Source organism: Kribbella sp. CWNU-51, from assembly GCF_054073265.1.
In genome coordinates this window covers 59,278-79,728 of the sequence record NZ_JBSXMZ010000051.1, presented here as the reverse complement: position 1 = coordinate 79,728, position 20,451 = coordinate 59,278, and the positions used below count along the sequence as shown (strand labels likewise).

18 protein-coding genes are annotated in these 20,451 nt (G+C 68.2%); 11 read left to right on the top strand and 7 right to left on the bottom strand.

What is annotated here, in order from left to right; genetic code table 11:
- Positions 1 to 4 precede the first annotated feature (4 nt).
- Positions 5 to 1,567, bottom strand: a complete 1,563-nt coding sequence (purF, locus tag ACXC9Q_RS37480; RefSeq protein WP_457061410.1) for an amidophosphoribosyltransferase — start codon at positions 1,565 to 1,567, stop codon at positions 5 to 7.
- Positions 1,568 to 1,845: 278 nt separating this feature from the next.
- Here purF and ACXC9Q_RS37475 point away from each other — a divergent pair, with 278 nt between their 5' ends.
- Together ACXC9Q_RS37475 and ACXC9Q_RS37470 are read left to right on the top strand one after the other, a co-directional pair.
- A complete protein-coding gene (locus ACXC9Q_RS37475) occupies positions 1,846 to 2,829 on the top strand; it encodes a helix-turn-helix transcriptional regulator (protein WP_457061408.1) in 984 nt (327 codons plus the stop codon).
- A gap of 291 nt (positions 2,830 to 3,120) precedes the next feature.
- Complete coding sequence (locus ACXC9Q_RS37470; RefSeq protein WP_457061406.1) at positions 3,121 to 3,588, top strand: hypothetical protein; 468 nt, start codon at positions 3,121 to 3,123, stop codon at positions 3,586 to 3,588.
- Positions 3,589 to 3,918: 330 nt separating this feature from the next.
- Here ACXC9Q_RS37470 and ACXC9Q_RS37465 read toward each other — a convergent pair whose 3' ends face one another.
- From ACXC9Q_RS37465 to ACXC9Q_RS37450, 4 genes are read right to left on the bottom strand one after another with little or no spacing between them, the layout of a single operon-like run.
- Positions 3,919 to 5,289: an NAD(P)(+) transhydrogenase (Re/Si-specific) subunit beta gene (locus ACXC9Q_RS37465; protein ID WP_457061404.1), complete on the bottom strand. Its 1,371-nt coding sequence runs from the start codon at positions 5,287 to 5,289 to the stop codon at positions 3,919 to 3,921.
- Positions 5,286 to 5,591, bottom strand: a complete 306-nt coding sequence (locus ACXC9Q_RS37460) for an NAD(P) transhydrogenase subunit alpha (RefSeq protein WP_328525458.1) — start codon at positions 5,589 to 5,591, stop codon at positions 5,286 to 5,288. Before ACXC9Q_RS37460 ends, ACXC9Q_RS37465 begins: the two co-directional genes overlap by 4 nt.
- Positions 5,588 to 6,712: an NAD(P) transhydrogenase subunit alpha gene (locus ACXC9Q_RS37455; protein WP_457061402.1), complete on the bottom strand. Its 1,125-nt coding sequence runs from the start codon at positions 6,710 to 6,712 to the stop codon at positions 5,588 to 5,590. The genes ACXC9Q_RS37460 and ACXC9Q_RS37455 overlap by 4 nt, the downstream gene beginning before the upstream one ends.
- A gap of 43 nt (positions 6,713 to 6,755) precedes the next feature.
- On the bottom strand, positions 6,756 to 8,090 hold the full coding sequence (locus ACXC9Q_RS37450; protein ID WP_457061400.1) for a M20/M25/M40 family metallo-hydrolase: 1,335 nt from the start codon (positions 8,088 to 8,090) through the stop codon (positions 6,756 to 6,758).
- 120 nt (positions 8,091 to 8,210) lie between these two features.
- On the opposite strand from ACXC9Q_RS37450, the gene ACXC9Q_RS37445 reads away from it, so the two are divergent.
- Positions 8,211 to 9,152 carry a hypothetical protein gene (locus tag ACXC9Q_RS37445; RefSeq protein WP_457061398.1) on the top strand — a complete coding sequence of 314 codons (942 nt, stop codon included), beginning with the start codon at positions 8,211 to 8,213 and terminating at the stop codon, positions 9,150 to 9,152.
- Here the strand turns inward: ACXC9Q_RS37445 and ACXC9Q_RS37440 are convergent.
- Positions 9,149 to 10,675: a serine/threonine-protein kinase gene (locus ACXC9Q_RS37440; protein ID WP_457061397.1), complete on the bottom strand. Its 1,527-nt coding sequence runs from the start codon at positions 10,673 to 10,675 to the stop codon at positions 9,149 to 9,151. The genes ACXC9Q_RS37445 and ACXC9Q_RS37440 overlap by 4 nt on opposite strands.
- 172 nt (positions 10,676 to 10,847) lie before the next feature.
- Between ACXC9Q_RS37440 and ACXC9Q_RS37435 the strand changes: the two genes are divergently transcribed.
- The 8 genes from ACXC9Q_RS37435 (at position 10,848) to ACXC9Q_RS37400 (ending at position 18,859) form a co-directional block, all read left to right on the top strand.
- Positions 10,848 to 11,987: a hypothetical protein gene (locus tag ACXC9Q_RS37435; RefSeq protein WP_457061395.1), complete on the top strand. Its 1,140-nt coding sequence runs from the start codon at positions 10,848 to 10,850 to the stop codon at positions 11,985 to 11,987.
- Between the two features lie 56 nt (positions 11,988 to 12,043).
- Complete coding sequence (locus ACXC9Q_RS37430) at positions 12,044 to 12,781, top strand: metallophosphoesterase family protein (protein ID WP_457061393.1); 738 nt, start codon at positions 12,044 to 12,046, stop codon at positions 12,779 to 12,781.
- Between the two features lie 17 nt (positions 12,782 to 12,798).
- On the top strand, positions 12,799 to 13,929 hold the full coding sequence (locus ACXC9Q_RS37425) for a histidine kinase (protein ID WP_457061392.1): 1,131 nt from the start codon (positions 12,799 to 12,801) through the stop codon (positions 13,927 to 13,929).
- Positions 13,930 to 13,938: 9 nt separating this feature from the next.
- Positions 13,939 to 14,688: a LytR/AlgR family response regulator transcription factor gene (locus ACXC9Q_RS37420; RefSeq protein WP_457061391.1), complete on the top strand. Its 750-nt coding sequence runs from the start codon at positions 13,939 to 13,941 to the stop codon at positions 14,686 to 14,688.
- A 1-nt stretch (position 14,689) separates the two neighbouring features.
- Complete coding sequence (locus tag ACXC9Q_RS37415; RefSeq protein ID WP_328525447.1) at positions 14,690 to 15,070, top strand: hypothetical protein; 381 nt, start codon at positions 14,690 to 14,692, stop codon at positions 15,068 to 15,070.
- Positions 15,071 to 16,657, top strand: coding sequence for a sodium/solute symporter (locus ACXC9Q_RS37410; RefSeq protein WP_457061390.1), 1,587 nt, complete (start codon positions 15,071 to 15,073; stop codon positions 16,655 to 16,657).
- Positions 16,658 to 16,883: 226 nt separating this feature from the next.
- Entirely contained in the window at positions 16,884 to 17,216 is a 333-nt protein-coding gene (locus tag ACXC9Q_RS37405; protein WP_329483754.1) for a DUF485 domain-containing protein, read from the top strand.
- Positions 17,217 to 17,227: 11 nt separating this feature from the next.
- Positions 17,228 to 18,859 (top strand): solute symporter family protein, encoded by a 1,632-nt coding sequence (locus tag ACXC9Q_RS37400; protein ID WP_457061609.1) that lies wholly within the window; start codon positions 17,228 to 17,230, stop codon positions 18,857 to 18,859.
- A gap of 93 nt (positions 18,860 to 18,952) precedes the next feature.
- On the opposite strand, the gene ACXC9Q_RS37395 is transcribed toward ACXC9Q_RS37400, so the two are convergent.
- Positions 18,953 to 20,443: a CYTH and CHAD domain-containing protein gene (locus ACXC9Q_RS37395; protein WP_457061389.1), complete on the bottom strand. Its 1,491-nt coding sequence runs from the start codon at positions 20,441 to 20,443 to the stop codon at positions 18,953 to 18,955.
- Positions 20,444 to 20,451: the final 8 nt, after the last annotated feature.

Below are 20,451 nucleotides of genomic sequence, written 5' to 3'. Positions count from 1 at the left end.
CGTACTACGGGCGGCTGAGCGCGTCGGCGGCGCCACCACCGCCGGAGACCGTGGCCAGCCCGTCGGCGTCGGTGGCCACCGGCAGCTCGAGCAGGTGCTTGCCGAGCTGCTCCGGCTCCGGCAGCGCGACCGGGTAGACACCGTCGAAGCAGGCGCGGCAGAGCCGCTCCTTCGGCACGGTGGTGGCCTCGACCAGGACATCCAGGCTGATGTACCCGAGCGAGTCGGCGCCGAGCGAGCGGCAGATCTCCTCGGTGTTCAAGCCGTTCGCGATCAGTTCCGCACGGCTGGCGAAGTCGATGCCGTAGAAGCACGGCCACTTCACCGGCGGCGCGGTGATCCGGACGTGGATCTCCCTCGCGCCGGCTTCACGCAGCATCCGGATCACCGCGCGCTGGGTGTTGCCGCGCACAATCGTGTCGTCGACCACGACCAGCCGCTTGCCCTCGATCACCTCGCGCAGCGGGTTCAGCTTGAGCCGGATGCCGAGCTGGCGGATGGTCTGACTCGGCTGGATGAACGTGCGGCCGACGTACGCGTTCTTCACCAGGCCGGATCCATAGGGGATGCCGGACTCTTCGGCGTACCCGATCGCGCCCGGTACGCCGGACTCCGGGGTGGCGATCACGAGGTCGGCGTCGGCCGGGTGCTCACGCGCCAGCCGGCGGCCGATCTCGACCCGGGTGGAGTGGATCCGCTGACCGGAGATCTGGGTGTCCGGGCGGGCCAGATAGACGAACTCGAACAGGCAGCCCTTCGGGTCCGGCTCGGCGAACTTGGTCGAGCGGAGCCCCTCGGCGTCGATCGCGACGATCTCACCCGGCTCAACCTCGCGGATGAAGCTCGCTCCGACGATGTCGAGGGCCGCGGTCTCGCTGGCGATCACCCAGCCGCGCTCCAGCCGGCCCAGCACCAACGGGCGGATGCCCTGCGGGTCGCGCGCGGCGTACAGGGTGTTCTCGTCCATGAAGATCAGGCTGAAGGCGCCCTTGACCTTCGGCAGCACCTTCGCGGCGGCCTGCTCGATGGTGAGGTCCGGGTATCCGGCCAGCATCGAGGTGAGGATGTCGGTGTCGGACGAGGCGCTGTGCTTGGCGTTCGCCTTCGCGTGCTCGACCTCGACGTCCAGGCCGAGATCGAGCTCACCCTCGCCGTTCAGACTGGCGGCGAGCTCACCGGTGTTGGTCAGGTTGCCGTTGTGACCGAGCGCGATCGAGCCGGTCGCGGTGGACCGGAAGGTCGGCTGCGCGTTCGCCCAGACACTGGACCCGGTCGTCGAGTAGCGGCAGTGACCGATCGCGATATGCCCTCGGAGTGACGCGAGCGTCGCCTCGTCGAACGCCTGACTGACCAGACCCATGTCCTTGTAGACCAGAATCTGGCTGCCATTACTGACCGCGATCCCCGCCGACTCCTGCCCGCGATGCTGCAAGGCGTAGAGCCCGAAATAGGTGAGCTTGGCAACCTCTTCGCCAGGAGCCCAAACCCCGAAGACGCCACACGCGTCCTGCGGCCCCAGGTCCTGAGGGTCAAGTTCATGAGTAAGCCGACCATCGCCACGAGCCACGCCACCAGTCTACGGGACGGGACGGCGCCCCAGAGACCAACCGACTGCCGACGGCACTACCAGCAGGTCATCTCGACAGTGCAGCTCGGCTGCGCGCTAGCGATGGCGGCGGTCGGCAGCGTGGCTGCCGTCACAAGAAGTAGCGCTGAGCCGACTACAATTAGCAACTTCTTGATCACAAGTTGTCCCTTCGAAATAATCCGGAACCACCATGGAGTGCTCTTTGTCGACGCGCTCTGTATATGGTCGGTTCCGACAAGTTCTGGAGGAGAAGAAACGTGCTCGAGCCGCTGGGGGTGGACGAAGCCACCTTTGCGGTCTATCACGCCCTTCTCAGCCACCCAGACAGTACGCCGGACGAGATTGCCACGCTACTAAGTTGTTCCGAGACCGAAGTTCGCGAGCTGATGGACACGCTCCGCAAGCTGGAACTGCTGGTCCCGACCTGGACCAACCCGGACGGCGAGCACGCCGTCCATCCGCGCGTCGGCTTGGCCAGCTTGGCCGAGCGCCGCCGCACTGAGCTGAACAAGAAGCTGGGTGAGCTCAAGGACGCCGAGGCCTCTGCCGAGGTGATCGCCGAGCAGTACAACGAGCTGCTCACATCCCGTAGCAGCGGTGATGTCGAAGTACTCAAGGGCCGCGCGAACGCCTCCCGCCGGATCGAGGAGTTGGCCTTGAAGAGCCGGGAGACGTTCTGGGGGCTCGTGCCGGCACACATCGACGACACGATCCAACCGGCTGAGCGGTCACCGGACTTCGACCATCTGGCGCGGGGGCTCAAGATGAAGACGGTCTACCTGCAGAGCATGACCCAGTCGAAGCAGGCACTGGAGTACGCGGCGAAGATGCATCGACTCGGCGGAGAGGTGCGGGCGACGCCGACACTTCCCATGCGGCTGCTGATCTTCGACCAGCAGATCGCGATCATGCCGATGGACCCGGAGAACCCAACCGCCGGCGCGGTCATCCATCGCAGCCCGGCCGTCGTCTCGCTGACACTGGCTCTGTTCGACGCCTACTGGTCGCGAGCGACCGAACTCTTCTCCCCCGACGACCGCGAGGACGACGCTCCTTTGACCCCGCACGAGGCGGAGGTACTGCGTCTCCTGGCCGGCGGAGCCAAGGACGAGCAGGTCGCTCGCCTGCTCGGCATCTCTCTTCGCACCGCCCGTCGCATCACCGCCAACCTCTCCGAACGCCTCGACGCCGCCAGCCGCTTCGAACTCGGCGTGGCTGCTGCCAAGCGTGGCTGGGTCTAGTCCGAGGGCCGGCTTGTTCGAATCGTTGGGTTTGGCGGAGCGCACGCTCACCGTTTATCGAGCGTTGTTGCAGCGGCCAGAGCTGATCCGACGCAACAGATTGCTGGATCTTTGCACCGAACTACAACTCAGCGCAGACGAGGCGATAGCCGAACTTGATCTGCTCCGCAAACTTGGCCTGCTTGTTCCTCGCTGGAGCGCTGCAGACGAGGAATACCCTTTGCATCCTGCTGTGGGATTCGAGCGCCGGACATTCCATTCCTCGAGCGCGGAGTAGATACGCGCACTCTGATGGCCGAATCTGTCCTGAATATTACGGCCATCCGGAGGCAGTTCCGCTACCTACTCGGATTCGGCTCACAGTTCCGGACGATGCCGACCGTACCCCCGAAGTTGGTCATCTTCGATGGGGAGTCCGTGGTCTTGGGGATCGATCCTGACGACCCATCCGTTGGCGCGGTGGTGCACCACAGCCGAGCGGTAGTCAGGATGGCCCAGGCACTCTTCCTTAGCTACTGGGCCAGGGCAGTCGACCCCTTCGCCGCGAATCGGATTGAACGGCAAGGCGGTATCAACGACCAAGAGAGAGCATTTCTCGGCCTCCTCGTACAGGGCGCGACCGACGAGCAGGTTGGGCGGAAGTTGGGGGTTTCTCTGCGGACTGTTCGGCGGATGGCTGCGAAATTGAGTGAGCAGGTGGGGGCTTCGCGGCGGTTTGAGTTAGGGGTTCGGGCGGCGCAGCGTGGGTGGGTGGATTAGTCAGCCCCAGTCCCAGGCGCGGCGGGGTTTGCTGGATAGGCAGCACAAAATGATCTCCTCTGTGATGGGCGGCGAGAGGGACGGGCGCGCGGCCGTATTCCTCATCGCCGGAAGTCAAACAGAGGCGCAAGTTGGGGGTCAACGATCCGCGGTGGCCGGGGTGGGTCGTTGGCCGCAGGCGGCCAGGTTGCCGTCAACAACTGTCGGCGCGGCAAGAAAACGGACTGGACCGCTTGAAAGCGGTCCAGTCCGGAGGTGTCAACGACTGCTACAAAGGCTCGGCACGTGGTCTGGTTCGCGACTTTCCCAGGTGGCAACGAAATCCCCGAGTCAGACCGTCTTGAGGGCGGCCAGGAGTTTGGTCAGGGAGTCTCGGGCGTCGCCGAAGAGGAGGGTGGTTCGGGGGTCGTAGAGGAGTTCGTTCTCGATGCCGGCGAAGCCAGGGCGCATGGAGCGTTTGAGGAAGATGACTCGCTGGGCCTCGTCGGCGTTGAGGATGGGCATGCCGTAGATGGGGGCCGACGGAGTGTTGCGGGCTGCTGGGTTGACCACGTCGTTGGCGCCGACGACCAGGACGACGTCGGTGGACTTGAAGTCGCCGTTGATGTCGTCCATCTCGCGGAGCTGGTCGTACGGGACCTGGGCCTCGGCCAACAGCACGTTCATGTGGCCGGGCATGCGGCCTGCCACCGGATGGATGGCGTAGTCGACCTTGACGCCGCGGCTCTGCAACTCCTCGACCAGGTCGCGCAGGGTGTGCTGGGCCTGGGCGACCGCGAGACCGTACCCGGGCACGATGATGACCCGGTTCGCGTACCCGAGCAGGATCGCGACGTCCTCCGCGCCACCCGAGATCACCGGCCGCTCGGACACCGTGCCGGCACCCAGCGTCGACCCACCGCGGACGGCACCGAAGAGGATGTTGAAGACCGACCGGCCCATCGCGTCGGCCATCAGCTTGGTCAGCAACGTACCGGCCGCGCCGACCAGCGTTCCCGCCACCAGCAGCAGCGTGTTGCCGAGCACGTAACCACTCGCGGCCACCGTCAGACCGGTGAAAGCGTTCAGCAGCGAGATGACGATCGGTACGTCGGCCCCGCCCACCGGCAGCACCAGCATCACGCCGATCGCGAGACCGACCAGGCAGAGCAGTACGCCGACCCACACCCGCGGATCGGAGACGAGCCACACGGACAGCGCGATCCCGCCGAGGATCGAGGCGATGAACAGCACCGGCAGACCGGGGAACGTCACCGGCCGCGTCGTCATCAGCTCCTGCAGCTTGGTGAACGTCACCACCGAACCGGAGAAGCTGACCGCACCGACCAGGATCGTGAATGCCGAGGCAATCGCTGCCACCGTCGCGTCGTGCGAGACCTCACCCAGCTCGATCAACGCGACCAGCGCCGCCGCGCCGCCGCCGACGCCGTTGAACAAGGCAACGAGCTGCGGCATGTGCGTCATCTGCACCCGCCGCGACCCGACCACGCCGCCGACCGTGCCGACCGCGAGCGCGATCAGGATCGGCGCGAGGTGGTCCGGCTTGTACGCGACGAACGTGATGATCACCGCGAGCACCGCACCCGCGGCGCCGAGCAGGTTGCCGGCCCGGGCGCTCCGCGGCGACGAGAGCGCCTTGAGGGCGACGATGAAGCAGACCGCGGCGACCAGGTAACCGATCTGGGCCCAGGTGGGGATCACTTGTGCAGCTCCTTCTTGCGAGCGCCCGGACCTTTGAACATCTCCAGCATCCGGTCGGTGACCACGAATCCACCGACCATGTTCACCGTCGCCAGTACGACGGCCAGCAGCCCGACGATCACCACGATCGTCGAGTCGGCCTGCCCGGTGACGATGATGGCGCCGACCAGGATGACGCCGTGGATCGCGTTCGCCCCGGACATCAGCGGGGTGTGCAGGGTCGAGGAGACCTTGCTGATCACCTCGACCCCGACGAACGCGGCCAGCACGAAGATCGTCAGCAGCGCGATGGACTCACTCACAGGCCCTGTCCTTCTAGGAGTTCGCGGGTTGGCTCGTGCAGGACGCTGCCGTCGTGGGTGACGCAGCAGCCGCGGACGATCTCGTCGTTGAAGTCGGGGTCGAAGGCGGCGTTGCGGGTCATCAGCCGGATCAGGTTGGTGAGGTTCTGACCGTAGAGCCGGCTGGCCGGTCCGGCCATCTGGCTCGCGACGTTCGCGCCACCCCAGACCAGCGCATTCCCGATGGTCAGTTCGGTGCCGGCCACGGATCCCTCGACGTTGCCGCCCTGCTCGGACGCCAGGTCGACGACGACCGACCCCGGCTTCATCTGCTCGACCATCGACCGCGACACCAGTATCGGCGCCGTCCGGCCGGGTACGGCGGCTGTCGTGATCAGAGCGTCCGCGGCGGCGACGTACGGCGTGAGCAGCTCGCGCTGGAGTTCAGCCCGCTCGGTCGTCATCTCGCGGGCGTATCCACCGGGTCCGTCCAGGGTGCCGAGCTCCAGTTCGATCGGTACGGCGCCCACCGAGGCGATCTCCTCAGCGGCCGCCGTCCGGACGTCGTACGCCTTGACCACCGCTCCGAGACGCTTGCAGGTCGCGATCGCCTGCAGGCCGGCCACGCCGGCGCCGAGGACGAGCACCTGGGCCGGCGGGACGGTGCCGGCCGCGGTCATGTTCAGCGGGAAGAAACGCGGCAGCCGCTCGGCCGCGACGATCGCGGCCCGGTAGCCGGCGACCAGGGCCTGGGAGGACAGCGCGTCCATCGACTGGGCCCGGGAGATCCGCGGGATCAGCTCCATCGCGAACGCGGTCAGCTTGGCCCGCGTGGCGGTCCGGACCACATCCGGCGGATTCGTCGGCAGGAACGACATCAGCGCCGTACCGGCGTGCAACCGCTGCAGCCGCTCGCGCTCGAGCGGCTGCACCGACGTCACGATGGTGGCCGCGTGGTCGGCACCCCAGGCGACCTCGGCACCGGCGTCGCGGTACTGCTCGTCGGAGAACAGCGCGCGCTCCCCGGCGGCCGGCTCGACCGCCACCTCGTAGCCGAGCTCGATGAGTTTCGCGACTTGTTCCGGCACCAGCGCGACCCGGCGCTCGGCCGGTCTGGTCTCCCGTACGACTGCGATCTTCACTCGCCGAAACCTATGCCAAACACTGGGTCGCCGGAAAGCCCGATCACGCCTGGTCTGCCAGGTTTTGAAGCAACAACGCTTCGGCGAGGCACACCTTGGCGAACTCGGCGAGGTGCAGACCCTCGTCGATGCCGTGGGCGCGGGTGTCCGGATCCTCCACGCCGGTGACCAGGATCGAGGCCTGCGGGAAGGTCTGCTGGAACTCCGCGATGAACGGGATCGAGCCGCCCATGCCCATGTCGATCGGCTCGACGCCCCACGCGGTCTTGAAAGCCGACCGGGCCGCCTCGTACCCGGCGCCGCGGGCGTTGACGCTGCACGGCTGGCCGGTCTGTCCCTCGGTGACCGTGACCTGGGCACCCCAGGACGCGTGCGACTCGAGGTGCTCCTTCAGCGCCGCGCTCGCCTTGGTCGCGTCGTCGCCCGGCGCGACCCGCAGGCTGACCTTGGCCCGCGCGACCGGCACCAGCGTGTTGCTGGCCTCCGCGACCGACGGTGCGTCGATCCCCAGTACGGCGATCGACGGGCGGGTCCACAGGCGGTCGACCAGCGAACCCGAACCGGTCAGCCGCACGGACTCCAGCACACTCGACTCGGCCCGCAGCCGATCCTCGGGGTACTCCACATCCGCCGCCCGGGAGGCGTGCAGCCCGTCCACCGCGACGTCACCCTTCTCGTCGTGCAGGGTGGCGAGCAGCCGGCACAGCGTCGACAGCGCGTCCGGAATCGGTCCGCCGAACAACCCGGAGTGGACCGCGTGATCGAGCGTCCGCACCTCGACGTACGCCTCGACCAGGCCGCGCAGCGACACCGTCAGCGCCGGCCGGCCGACGTCCCAGTTGCCCGAGTCGGCGATCACGATCGCGTCGGCGGCGAGCTCGTCGGAGTACTCGTCCAGCAGTTGCAGCAGAGTCGGCGAGCCGATCTCCTCCTCGCCCTCGACGAACACGGTCACGCCGACGGGCAGGTCGTTGCCGAAGGCCCGTACGGCGGCCAGGTGCGCGGCGATGCCCGCCTTGTCGTCGGCCGCGCCCCGGCCATACAGCCGGTCGCCCCGCTCGGTCGGCTCGAACGGGTCGGACGTCCACTGCTCGACCGGTCCGGTCGGCTGGACATCGTGGTGCGCGTACAGCAACACCGTCGGCTTCCCGGCCGGTGCGGCCTTCTTCGCGATCACGGCGGGAGCGCCGTCGTTGACCCGGACGATCTTCACCGTGAAACCTTCGGCCTCGAACAGCGCCGCGGTCGCCGCGGCGGAGCGCTGGACGTCGGCCGCGCGGGCCGGTTCGTAGCTGACCGACGGGATCCGGATGAGGTCCTCGAGGTCGGCACGGGCACTGGGCAGAACGCGGTCGATCGCCGCTGACAGATCGGTCATGCGCCTACCGTACGGCGTCCGTTCGCGGAGCCGACGCCCGGGAAACCCTCGCGCGTTACTCATTGCCGATCTAATCTGGAGTTCTCGTAGGTTTCCGCCTAACCTCCAGAGGATCCCATCATGGCCAAACGCCCTTCAGCCATCCTCACCGTCCTCATCACGGCCGGCGCCGCGCTTACCGCCGCACTGCCGGCGCACGCCGCGATCAGCTGTGACACCGACACCACCGGAGGCTCGACGTTCTACGACGGGCCGTCCGCGTCGAAGAAGTACGACGCCCGGTTCAGCAACAGCGCGAGTATCCCCAACCTGAGCACGCAGACCCCACAGGGCGCGGGCACTTGGTACAACTGGGACGGCTCCGGCCAGAACCTGCTCCTGGTCGGGTCCTATCGCGACGGCGCCGACTCGCAGCTCTACGGCATCGACCCGGCCACCGGCTCCACCGTCGGCGTGGTGGCGATCGCCGAGTCCCACGTCGGCGGCATCACCGTGAGCAAGGGCTGGGCGTTCGTGTCCGGCGCCGGGAGCAGCATCCGCAAGTACAGCCTGACCGCGCTGCGCAACGCCATGAAGGCAGCGGGTACGCCGTACCTCACGCAGGTGGGGACCGCGCGGGACGTGGCCGGCGCATCGTTCATCGGCAGCTACGGGGACTCGTTGTTCGCCGGCACGTTCAACGAGACGGGCCGCGGCAGCATGTACGAGTACAAGATCGCCGACGACGGCACCCTGACCACGGTCGCCGGTGCGTGGGAGGTGCCGACCAAGACGCAGGGGCTGACGGTGACCGCGAACCACTTCATCTACAGCACGTCGTACGGGCGCGGGAACCGCAGCAACATCTATGTGGTGAAGCGCGGCCAGAAGGACCTCGACGCGGCGGCGCTGAGCTGCTTCCGCGCGCCGAGCATGACCGAGGGCATCACTGAGTACAACGGAACGGCGTACCTGGTCTACGAGTCCGGCTCATACCTCTACGCCTCGGATCCGGCCACCCTCAATGTCATCCCCCGCATGCACAAGGCAACCATCTCGTCCCTGACGTCGCTGGTCCCCTAAGGCGTGAAGGCCGCCGAATCCAGCACGGTCTGACGCTCCTTCGTATCCCCGCGCACCTGAATCCGAAGCTGTGTCGTGTCGTTCACCTGCCGGTACTGCTCCACGACCGGCGGGTGGCCGCCGCAGCTGTGCTGGAAGGTGACGATCTGCACGCCGTCGGCGGTCTGACCACGATCCGCTGTGCCCGCGGTGCATCCCGGTGGTGCGCTGGCGCTGCTCGGCAGTGTTGACGAGGCGACCAGCCCGACGAAGACACCCTCGGTGTCCGAGTTGGTCTGCCACGTCGACGTGCTCGTGCTCACCACCAGCGATTTGCCGGGGTCGACCGCCTTCTGCGACCAGGACCGCGGCACATCGACCGACAGGTGATCGGTCGTCACCTTCGCTGGGCGAGTCAGGACGTAGCGGTACCCGCCATAGCCTCCACCGGCCGCCAGCAGGAGCGCGACGAGGACGGCGATCACCCGGGAGCGAGCAGACCGCTTCGGTCGGGTGGCGACGGTCGACTGGTTGGACCTGGGCGGCGGCTGGGTCGACTCGGCCGCACTTGCCGACTGATCCGTGTCCGTCAACTGGCCCGCGCTCGTCGGCTCGGCCGCGCTGGTTGGCTGGCTAGCGCCGGACAGGGCCGTCGCCTGGTCGACGGCAACGGTCGCGGGGACCGGTGCCGGCATCTCGTCGGCCGGGACCAGCCCGGGTGGGACCTTCCCGGTGGTGTGGGCTTCCCGCAACGCGTTGAGGAAGCTGTCCAGGTCCGGCCAGCGCTTGTCGCGGTTCGGCTCGAGAGCCCGTCGTACGACGACGTCGATCGCGTCCGGGACGTCCTCGCGCAGTGTGGTCATCGACGGCGGTGGCTTCTCGATCTGCATCACCGCACCGAGGCTGGCCACGCCATGCGGCGGCTGTCCGGTGAAGGCGGCGTACGCGACCGCTCCGAGCGAGTACAGGTCCGCACGCTGGTCCAGCCGCTCTCCGAGCACCTGCTCCGGCGCGACGTACGCCGGAGTGCCGCCAGGCAACGTGATCCGGGAGACCTCGGCCAGCGACTTGCCCAGACCGAGGTCCGACAGCATCGCCCGGTCGCCGGCCGGATCGGTGTGGAACAGCACGTTGGCCGGCTTCACGTCGCGGTGCAGGACACCGCGGGCATGCAGATGCTTCAGCCCTCGGCCGACCTGGGTGATGATGCGCACGACCTCGGCGAACTCCATCGGCCCGGCCTTGATCCGGTCCGCGAGCGTGCCGCCGTCGGCGTACGTGAGGACCATGAACGGGCGGCCGTCGTCGGCCTCGCCGATGTCGTGCACGCCGACGACGTACAGCGAGTCGACCTTGCGGAGGAACCGCCCCTCGGCCAGGAACCGGCGCCGGACGTCGTCGTCCTCGATCCAGTTGTCGGACAGGATCTTGACCGCGACCTCGGCGTCCAGTTGCTCGTCGCGGGCCAGCCAAACGGTCGCGAAACCCCCGGCACCCACCCGGCGGACCAGGGAGTACCGGCCGATCCGCGGTGGCTGGTCCATGGCGCAATTATGCTCGATCGCTCCTGCGACTCGCTCGCCGGAGCAAACAATCGGGCGTCTTGGTGCGTCACACGGGGATGGATATGGGACGAGTGGCAACGCGAGAGCGGCCGCCAGTGGCTATGGTCCGCCGAACCGCTCCTGCTCGGGTCATGACGTTAGGAGTCCGCTGATGCGGCAGAAGTACGGGGGGCTGATCGCCCTCGTCGCAGCCGTCGCCGTGGCCGCCATAGCCACGGGCGGGGCCCTCGCGTACCGCCAGGGTCCCCGAGACAACGCCCTGGCCAACGCCGCCCCGCTCTCCGGTACGCCGTCCCCCACTCCGACCGCAACCCCATCGAGCACCCCGACGCCGAAGCCCAATTCCATCAAGTCCGGTCCGGTCAAGACCAAGGTCGAGCTCGCCAAACTCACCCACGGCCGTGCCCCACAGGTCACCTACCTGTCCGGCCGCACGGTCCGCGGTGGAACCGGCCGCGACGTGAAGGTCCCGGGCACGGAGGACATCCTGGACGTGGCCCGCCTGAACCAGTCGGTGCTGGCCGTCGTCAGCAAAGGCACCGACACCGAACTGCTGACGATCGACGACTCCAGCGGCAAGGTGCTCCGGCACACGCCGGACGTCACCAGGATCGTGACGACCGAGGACGGCCGGGCCGCCGCCTACGTCGCCCTGCGCAGATCCGCGGAGAGTGACGCGACGCCGGGCGCCGTCATCTACGCGGAGCAGGAATCGGTCCAGAAGCTCACCCTGCCGGACGTCTGGGATCCTGTTCCGCTCGGCTACGTCGACGGCAAGGTCTATTTCCGGGCCGAGTCCGCGGAGGGGGCCCTCACCTGGACCCTGTACGAGTGGGCCCCCGGTGCCTCGAAGGCGACCGTGATCAAGACCGTGCCGAAGGCGACCGCCCTGACCGGCGACGGCAAGCTCGCCGCGTCGATGAGCAATCTGACCGACTACAACAGCTGCTCCACCGTCGTCGAGGTCGCGACCGGCAAGCGGCTCTGGCGCACCTGTGACTACCAGATCCACGGGTTCACCCTCGACGGCTCGACCGCCTTCGGCGGTCCGTTCTACGAGGACGGGTACGGCAACGGCGTCGCTTCGGCCTTGGACGCCAAGACGGGCGTACTGCTGCACGAGTGGTCCGGCACCTTCCGGCAGACGGTCCCCGAAGACGACCAGCACCTGCTGATCCTGGCCGACGACGGCGAAGGGACACCGGCCTCGATCATCCGCTGCACGATCACGACCGGGACGTGTGAACTTGCCACGCCCCTGGCCAAGGGCAACCTGCTCATCGGCAGCTGATCTGCCGTGAGCAGATACCCCCTGTGATGCAAGGGGTTTGAGGGCAGACTGACGCCATGGAGCGCATAGCAGTGCTGGCAGATGTCCATGGCGTGTTGCCGGCGTTGGAGGCGGTACTGGCCGAGGAGGACGTGCTGGCGGCTGATGTGATCGTGCTGGCGGGGGACATCGCCAGCGGACCGCAGCCCGTGGAGACCTTGGACTTGCTCACGGAGCTGGGTGAGCGGGTGGTGTGGGTTCGGGGGAACGCCGACCGGGAGCTGGTGGAGATGGCCCGGGGTGCGTTCGACCGCGAGGCGCCGGATGCGGTGAGTCCCTGGGCTGCTGAGCAGTTGCGGGCGGACCAGGTGGAGTTGCTGGCTGGGTTGCCGACCACGGCGACGATCGGGGACACGGTGTTCTGCCATGCGACGCCGCGCGACGACGAGGAGATGGTGCTGGTGGACAGCCCGATCTCCCGCTGGGCCACGGTGTTCGACGGAGTGCCTGCAGACATCCGGACAATCGTCTGCGGGCACACGCACATGCCGTTCGCCCGGCAGGTCGATCGCCGGCTGGTGGTCAACGCCGGCAGTGTGGGCATGCCGTACGGCGCTCCCGGGCCGAGCTGGGCTCTGCTGACTCCGGATGGCGTGCAGCTGCGGCGTGCACCACTCGACGCGGTGAAGGCTGCGGAGCGCATCGTTGCCGAGTCGGCGTTCCCGGACCGCCGCGCCTGGGTGGACGAGTATCTGCTGAACACCTACTCCGACACCGAAGCCTTGGAAGCGTTCAGACCACGTGCGGAGGGTTGAACAGCTACCGTCGAGGCATGTTCGCGCGGCGGCGGAAGCATTTCGGGACTCCGGCTGACAAGGCGACGTATGCGACCCTGCATACCGCCTCGCTGGCCACTCCGCACCTGCGCGAGGGTCTGACGCCCGCAGCGGCGGGTAAGGCGAGCCGCCACCTCAGAGACCTCCTCGGTACGGCGGCCATCGCGATCTGCGACTCCTCCGGCGTACTGGCATGGGACGGCGTCGGCGGACCCTACGAGAGCAATCACCGTGGTGATGCGAAGGCCATAGCGGCCCCAACACTGCGGTCCGGACGTACGGCGGTGCTCGGCGCACATGACGTGGCCTGTGGTGATCCGCAATGCCCGATCCGTACGGCGGTGGTCGCGCCGATCGTCACGGAGGAGCGAGTGGTCGCCGTACTGGTCGCGTACAGCATCCGCACGTCGGCCGCACTGGTCAGAGCGACTGAAGAGGTCGCCCGCTGGGTCTCCGGCCAGGTAGAGCTGGCGGAGCTCAACAAGGAACGTACTCGCGCCATGGAGGCCGAGCTGCGCGCACTGCGAGCCCAGATCAGCCCACACTTCATCTACAACGCTCTGGCCGCGATCGCGTCGTTCGTCCGGACCGATCCGGAGCGGGCGCGTGAGCTGTTGCTCGAGTTCGCGGACTTCTCCCGGTATGCGCTGCGGCGCGGCGGCGAGTTCACCACACTGTCCGACGAGCTGCGCAACGTGGAGCGCTATCTGGTGCTGGAGCAGGCCAGATTCGGCGACCGGCTCAAGGTGTCGCTGCTGATCGCGCCCGAGGTGCTTCCGGTGGTGATCCCGTTCCTGGTCGTGCAGCCGCTGGTCGAGAACGCCGTACGGCACGGCCTGGAGGGCACAACTGGCGTCGGCCGGATCACGATCCACGCCAGGGATCGGATCAACGAGGCGGAGATCAGCGTCGAGGACGACGGCGCCGGCAGCGACCCCGAGGTGATCCGGGCCGCGCTGTCCGGCGAGTCCGGCAGCGACTCGGTCGGCCTCGGTAACGTCGACGCCCGGCTGCGGCAGGTGTACGGCGACGCCTACGGCCTGGTCGTGGAGACCGCCGTCGACGCAGGCACCAAGGTGACTTTCCGAGTGCCCAAATACTCCTCAGGGGTGCACGCTTCGCCGTAGGGTGACGCCATGGCCGACACTCCGCTGCGCGCGCTGGTCGCGGACGACGAGGAGCCCGCCCTGGCCGAACTGGTGTACCTGCTCGAGCGCGACCCCCGGATCGGCCAGATCAAGACGGCGTCGAACGGACCGGACGCGCTGAAGATCCTGCACGAGACGGACCTGGACGTCGTGTTCTGCGACATCAAGATGCCGGGCCTGGACGGCATCGACCTGGCCCGGGTGCTGTCCAAGTTCCGCCAGCCGCACCCGCAGATCGTCTTCGTCACCGCGTACGACGAACACGCGGTGGCCGCGTTCGACCTCCAGGCGGCCGACTACGTCATGAAGCCGGTCCGGGCCGAGCGGCTGGCCGAGGCTGTTCGCCGGGTCGTCACCGCCGGCGCACCGGCCGCGCTGCAGACACCCGAGGAGACCGAGGACGCGACGATCCCGGTCGAGCTGGCCGGCGTGACCCGATGGGTGAAGCGCTCGTCGGTCCGGTACGTCGAGGCGCAAGGGGACTACGCCCGCCTGCACACCGGCCAGAACTCACACCTGGTCCGGATCCCGCTCAGCACGCTCGAGGAGCGCTGGCGCGACGCCGGCTTCACCCGGATCCACCGCAGTACGCTGGTCGCCCTCGCCCACGTGGACGAGATGCGCGTCGACGGCGGCCGGTGCGCCGTCCGCGTCGGCGACGACTGGCTCCCGGTCAGCCGCCGCCATACCCGTGAACTCCGCGACCTCCTGGTCCGCTCGACCTCCCTGCGCGGATGACGTGAGTACGCCGGAAGGCCCGCGACGGGTCCGGGTCACGAGCCCCCGGACCAGCGCCGCCCGCCGGCCGATCATCCCCACCGGTACGCGCGAGATCGACGAACAGACCCGGCTCGGCGAGATCTACATGCACTCGCTGATCCAGTCCCAGCTACGACTTGCGCTCGCCGTCATCGGCGGCGTCCTCCTCGTCCTCGGCAGCATCCCGTTGCTGTTCTGGCTGGTCCCGCCGACCCGCACGCTGTCCGTCCTCGGTCTGCCGTTGCCCTGGGTGCTGCTCGGCATCGCGATCTACCCCGTGGTTTATGGTGCCGCGCGCATCTATGTCCGCAACGCCGAGCGGATCGAGGCGGAGTTCACCGAGTTCGTCGGGAGGCAGTAGATGTCTGCCGCCATGAGCGTGACCGCGATCGGGTTGGTGATCGTGGCAACGATCGGGATCGGTCTGTTCGGGTTGCGGATCTCCCGGACCACCAGCGACTTCTACGTCGCCAGCCGCGCGGTCACCCCGCGCTGGAACGCCTCCGCGATCAGTGGCGAGTACCTGTCGGCGGCGTCGTTCCTCGGTGTCGCGGGCCTGGTGCTGGTGAACGGCGCGGACATGCTGTGGTTCTCGGTCGGGTACACCGTCGGCTATTTGATGCTGCTCGTGCTGGTCGCCGCGCCGCTGCGCCGCTCGGGCGCCTACACGTTGCCCGACTTCGCCGAGACCCGCTTCGAGTCCCCGATCGTCCGCCGGATCTGCTCCGGCCTGGTCGTCGGCATCGGCACGCTCTACCTGCTCCCCCAGTTGCACGGAGCCGGCCTGGCCGTGCAGACCGTGACCGGCGCACCGCCCTATGTCGGGGCTGCGATCGTCGCGGTGATCGTGGTGATGAACGTCGCCGCCGGCGGCATGCGCTCGATCACCTTCGTGCAGGCCTTCCAGTACTGGCTGAAACTCACCGCGCTCGCCACGCCGATCTTCGTCATCCTGATCGTCTGGCACCAACCGGTCGGCGTACTCGACTCCTTGCACGGTGCGGCGGCGCAATGGGCCGAGCCGCTGTCCCGGGCCGGTGGTCGCGACCATCCGCTGTACGCGACGTACTCGTTGCTCTTGGCCCTTTGTTTCGGGACGATGGGCCTTCCGCACGTGCTCGTGCGGTTCTACACCAACCCGGACGGACGGGCAGCACGCCGTACGACGGTCGTCGTCCTGGCACTCCTTTGGTTCTTCTACTTGTTCCCACCCATGTACGCCGTCCTCGGCCGATCGTTCGCGCCAGACTTGGTGAGCAGTGGCGCGGACACCGTCGTACTCAAGCTGCCCGGGTTGGTTTTGCCTGGTACAGCAGGGGATTTGCTCGGTGCGCTGGTAGCCGCAGGAGCGTTCGCGGCGTTCCTGTCGACGTCGTCCGGGCTGACGGTCGCGATCGCCGGAGTGATCGACCAGGACCTGTTGCGGAGCCGGTTGCATCGGTGGACCGGTGGGGACTACGTGGCGGTGAACAGCTTCCGGATCGCGGCGCTGCTGGCGATGACCGTGCCGTACCTGGCGTTCACGGTGACTGGTGCGTTGAGTCTCGCGGACACTGTCGGGCTCGCGTTCGCGGTAGCCGCATCGACGTTCTGTCCGCTGCTGGTGCTGGGGATCTGGTGGCGGCGGATGTCGACAACCGGTGCTGCGGCCGGGCTGGTCGTCGGCGGGATCGCCGCGAGCGCGGCGGCCCTGGTGAACGTGGTCGGCGCACCGCACGGCGGCTGGCCGCGGGCGCTGGTCGGCCAGCCGGCGGCGTGGACGATGCCGCTCGCGTTCCTGACCGTGATCGTGGTCTCGAAGCTCACCCCGGACCGCATCCCGGCCGGCACCGCCCGCAGCATGGTCCGCCTGCACACACCGGAAGCGGTCGACGTTGATCGCGGACCCGGACCTGCAGCACTCACCAACCGCCCGTCCAGCGCCTCCCCGCCGCCTCGACGCGCGTAGCGACCGCGGTGTGCCGGAAGTTGATGAGTGGCGGGCGTCCGCCGCTCATCGCGCAGTTCCTACCGCTCGTCGCAGCTGAGTGATCCACCGGCCGACTGGTGTGGTCCGCTGAGCGCTCGTTGCGTGTGGGTGCTGTCGGTGCGACGTGACCGGGACCACAGTACGAGCAGCAGCAGCCCCTGCCGGTCCAAGCCGCCCGGCCTCATCCCCCGTCTGGAGTTACGCGATGAGTGATACGCGCGATCCGGACCTGACGACGTACCGAGATGTCCAGTTGTCCCCGGACTTCTCCGAACTGCGTCGCCGGTTCCGCAACTTCGTGTTCCCGATGACCGGACTGTTCCTGGTCTGGTACTTCGTCTACGTCCTGCTCGCCGCCTATGCGCACGACTTCATGTCGCACAAGGTCGCCGGCAACATCACCGTGGCCCTGTTGTTCGGGCTCGGCCAGTTCGTGTCGACGTTCGCCATCACGCTGATCTACGTCCGCTGGGCCGACCGCCGGCTCGACCCGGACGCCGAGAAGCTGCGCCACCAGATCGAGGGAGCCGAGCAGTGACCGCCCCATTGATGTTGCCGCTGGCAACCGACATCGGCAATCCGACCGTCAACATCATCATCTTCGCGCTGTTCGTGGTCGCCACCTTGGCGATCGTGCTGCGGGCGTCGCGGAACAACAAGACCGCGGCCGACTACTACGCCGGCGGCCGGTCCTTCACCGGCCCGCAGAACGGCATCGCGATCTCCGGCGACTACCTGTCCGCCGCGTCCTTCCTGGGCATCGCGGGCGCGATCGCCCTGAACGGGTACGACGGCTTCCTCTACTCGATCGGCTTCCTGGTGGCGTGGCTGGTGGCCCTGCTGCTGGTCGCCGAGCTGATCCGGAACACCGGCCGGTTCACGATGGCCGACGTGCTCTCGTTCCGCCTCAAGGAGCGGCCGGTCCGGATGGCGGCCGCGATCTCGACCCTCGGCGTCTGCTTCTTCTACCTGCTGGCGCAGATGGCCGGCGCCGGGGGTCTGGTCGCCCTGCTGCTCGGTGTCTCCGGACGGACCGGGCAGAGCATCGTGATCGCCGTGGTCGGCGCGATCATGATCACCTACGTGCTGGTCGGCGGCATGAAGGGCACCACCTGGGTGCAGATCATCAAGGCCGTCCTGCTGGTGGTCGGCGCGGGCATCATGACGCTCTGGGTGCTGGCGAAGTACACCTTCAATCTGTCCAGCCTGCTCGGTGCGGCTGTGGACAACAGCCCGGCGGCCGGCGAGAAGCTGCTGCACCCGGGTCTCCAGTACGGCGCAACGGGGATCAGCAAGCTGGACTTCATCTCACTGGCGCTCGCGCTGGTGCTCGGTACGGCGGGTCTGCCGCACGTACTGATGCGGTTCTACACGGTGCCGAACTCCAAGGAGGCCCGGCGCAGTGTCAGCTGGGCGATCTGGATCATCGGCATCTTCTACCTGTTCACCCTGGTGCTCGGGTACGGCGCCGCCGCGATCGTCGGCCCGGACCGGATCAAGGCCGCGCCGGGCAAGGCGAACTCGGCCGCACCGCTGCTGGCGTTCGAGCTCGGCGGTGAACTGCTGCTCGGTGTCATCTCCGCGGTCGCCTTCGCCACCATCCTGGCGGTCGTGGCCGGCCTGACGATCACCGCGAGTACGTCGTTCGCGCACGACATCTACGGCTCGATCATCAAGAAGGGCCAGATCAGCGGTGACGGCGAGGTCCGGGTGGCCCGGTACACCGCGGTGGTGATCGGCCTGGTCGCGATCGTCGGCGGCATCTTCGCCAACGGCCAGAACATCGCCTTCCTGGTAGCGCTCGCGTTCGCGGTCGCGGCCAGTGCGAACCTGCCGACCATCCTGTACTCGCTGTTCTGGCGGCGGTTCAACACCCGCGGCGCGCTGTGGAGCATCTACGGCGGTCTGAGCTCGGCGATCATCCTGATCGCGTTCAGCCCGGTCGTCTCCGGCAAGGTGGACGCGAAGACCCACGCCAGCCTGTCGATGATCACCGACACCTCGATCGACTTCCACTGGTTCCCGCTGGACAACCCCGGCATCGTCTCGATCCCGCTGGCCTTCTTCCTCGGCTGGCTCGGCACGGTGACCAGCAAAGAGCCGGTCGACGTCGACAAGTTCGCCGAGATGGAGGTCCGCTCCCTCACCGGCGCGGGCGCCGAGAAGGCGGTGCAGCACTAGACCTGTCAGGCAGGCCCTGCTGACCCGACGCGAACCTGCCTGACAGCCCACCCCGAGAGACGGACCCGGCACCGCCGGGTCCGTCTCTCGTTGTCAGGGGGCCTTGAGGGTGGGCCAGAGGGCGAGGAAGGCGTCGCGGGAGCGGATGCCGCGGAGTTCCTCGGCGGCGTGCAGGCGGCCGAAGGTGAAGGAGTTGCCGCCCTCGAGGTAGACCTCGACGGCCAGTTGGCGCAGGAGGTCGCGCGACACGACGCTGTCCTGGTGTTCGCCGAGAACCTCCTGGACTTCCTCGGCGCGGGCGGCGAGCGAAGCGGCATCGTCACCCAGGACGGGTACGGCGGACTCGGCGGCGTACCGGAGTCGCTTGGCGGCCTTGCGGACCTCGTGGAGTTCGTGGTCCTGCTCGGCGCTGGTCTCGGCCGACTCGGCGCGGCGGACGGCCTTGCGCAGGCGCTGCCGGTCGTGGTCGACGAGCTCGGGAAGCTGCTTGGCGGCCTTGCGATCGTCGTCGGTCAGCGGCGGCTTCGCGATCAGCTCGTCCAGCGCGTCGAGCAGCCGAAAGTAGCGCTCGCTCTCCAGCGCGGCCAGCGCGCCCGCCCGGCCGGCCTTGTAGACCCCGCGCAGATGGTCGTCGATGCGGCCGGCGACGCGGCCCATCACCAGTTCGACCGGCTGCTCGGCGACCTCCGCTGCGAAATGCTCACGCTGAACCTCGGCGTCCCGCGCTGCTCCGAGCTCACCCGCCAGCCACTTGAGCTCGACACGGATCAGGTGACCGGCCGCGCGATCCACGACCGGCCGGTACGTCGCCAGTGCGGACCGCAGCCGCCGGGTCGCCACCCGGAACTTGTGGATCGAGTCCGGGACATCCCGCCGTACCTCGGGGTCGCGTTCGCGGATCGCCTGCACCTGGGCACCGGCGTACGCGCGGAACAGGTCCGAGGTCCTGGGCTTCTTCGGCAGCTCCAACGACTCGGGCGGCGGCACGCGGTCGCCGAGCGCCCGCGCGAGCTTGCTCGGACCCGCGGCCGGCTGGGCGCCCGCGGACCGCAGCGCCTCGCCCGCGGCCTCCAGCAACGCGTCGTCCCCGTCGACGAGCTCGACCTCCCACTCCCGCCAGCTCTCGGGCTCACCACCCTCGACGGTCGCGGTGACGTGGTCGTCAGCGAGCTCGGCGAGCACCTGGCCGTCCTCGCCCAGGAGGCGATGTACGACGCGCTTGGTGTTCAGCGTGACGACGGGGATCAGCTCCTGGTCGCGGACGTGCACCCGCACGGAGCGAACGACCGCGACCGGCACCTTCCGAACGGCCCGCCCGAGCGGGTGATGGACCTCGAGTCGCTCGTCGCCTGACACAGGGAACTTCACGTGCCAGCCGTCGTCCTCGCCGCCGGTTCGCCGGCGCAAGGTCACCTTGTTCGCAGCCAGATCCAGGCCGGCGGTGTCGAAGTACACCGCCTCCAGGTTGAGCTTGACCGGTCGCGCCACCCTCGCGACTCCGGGCAGCTCGCGCAGCGCCGGAAGACTCGCGTCGTCGCCGACGTCGTACTTGGTCTCGATCTCCAGCTGCTCCGTAGGCGCCATACCCCCTT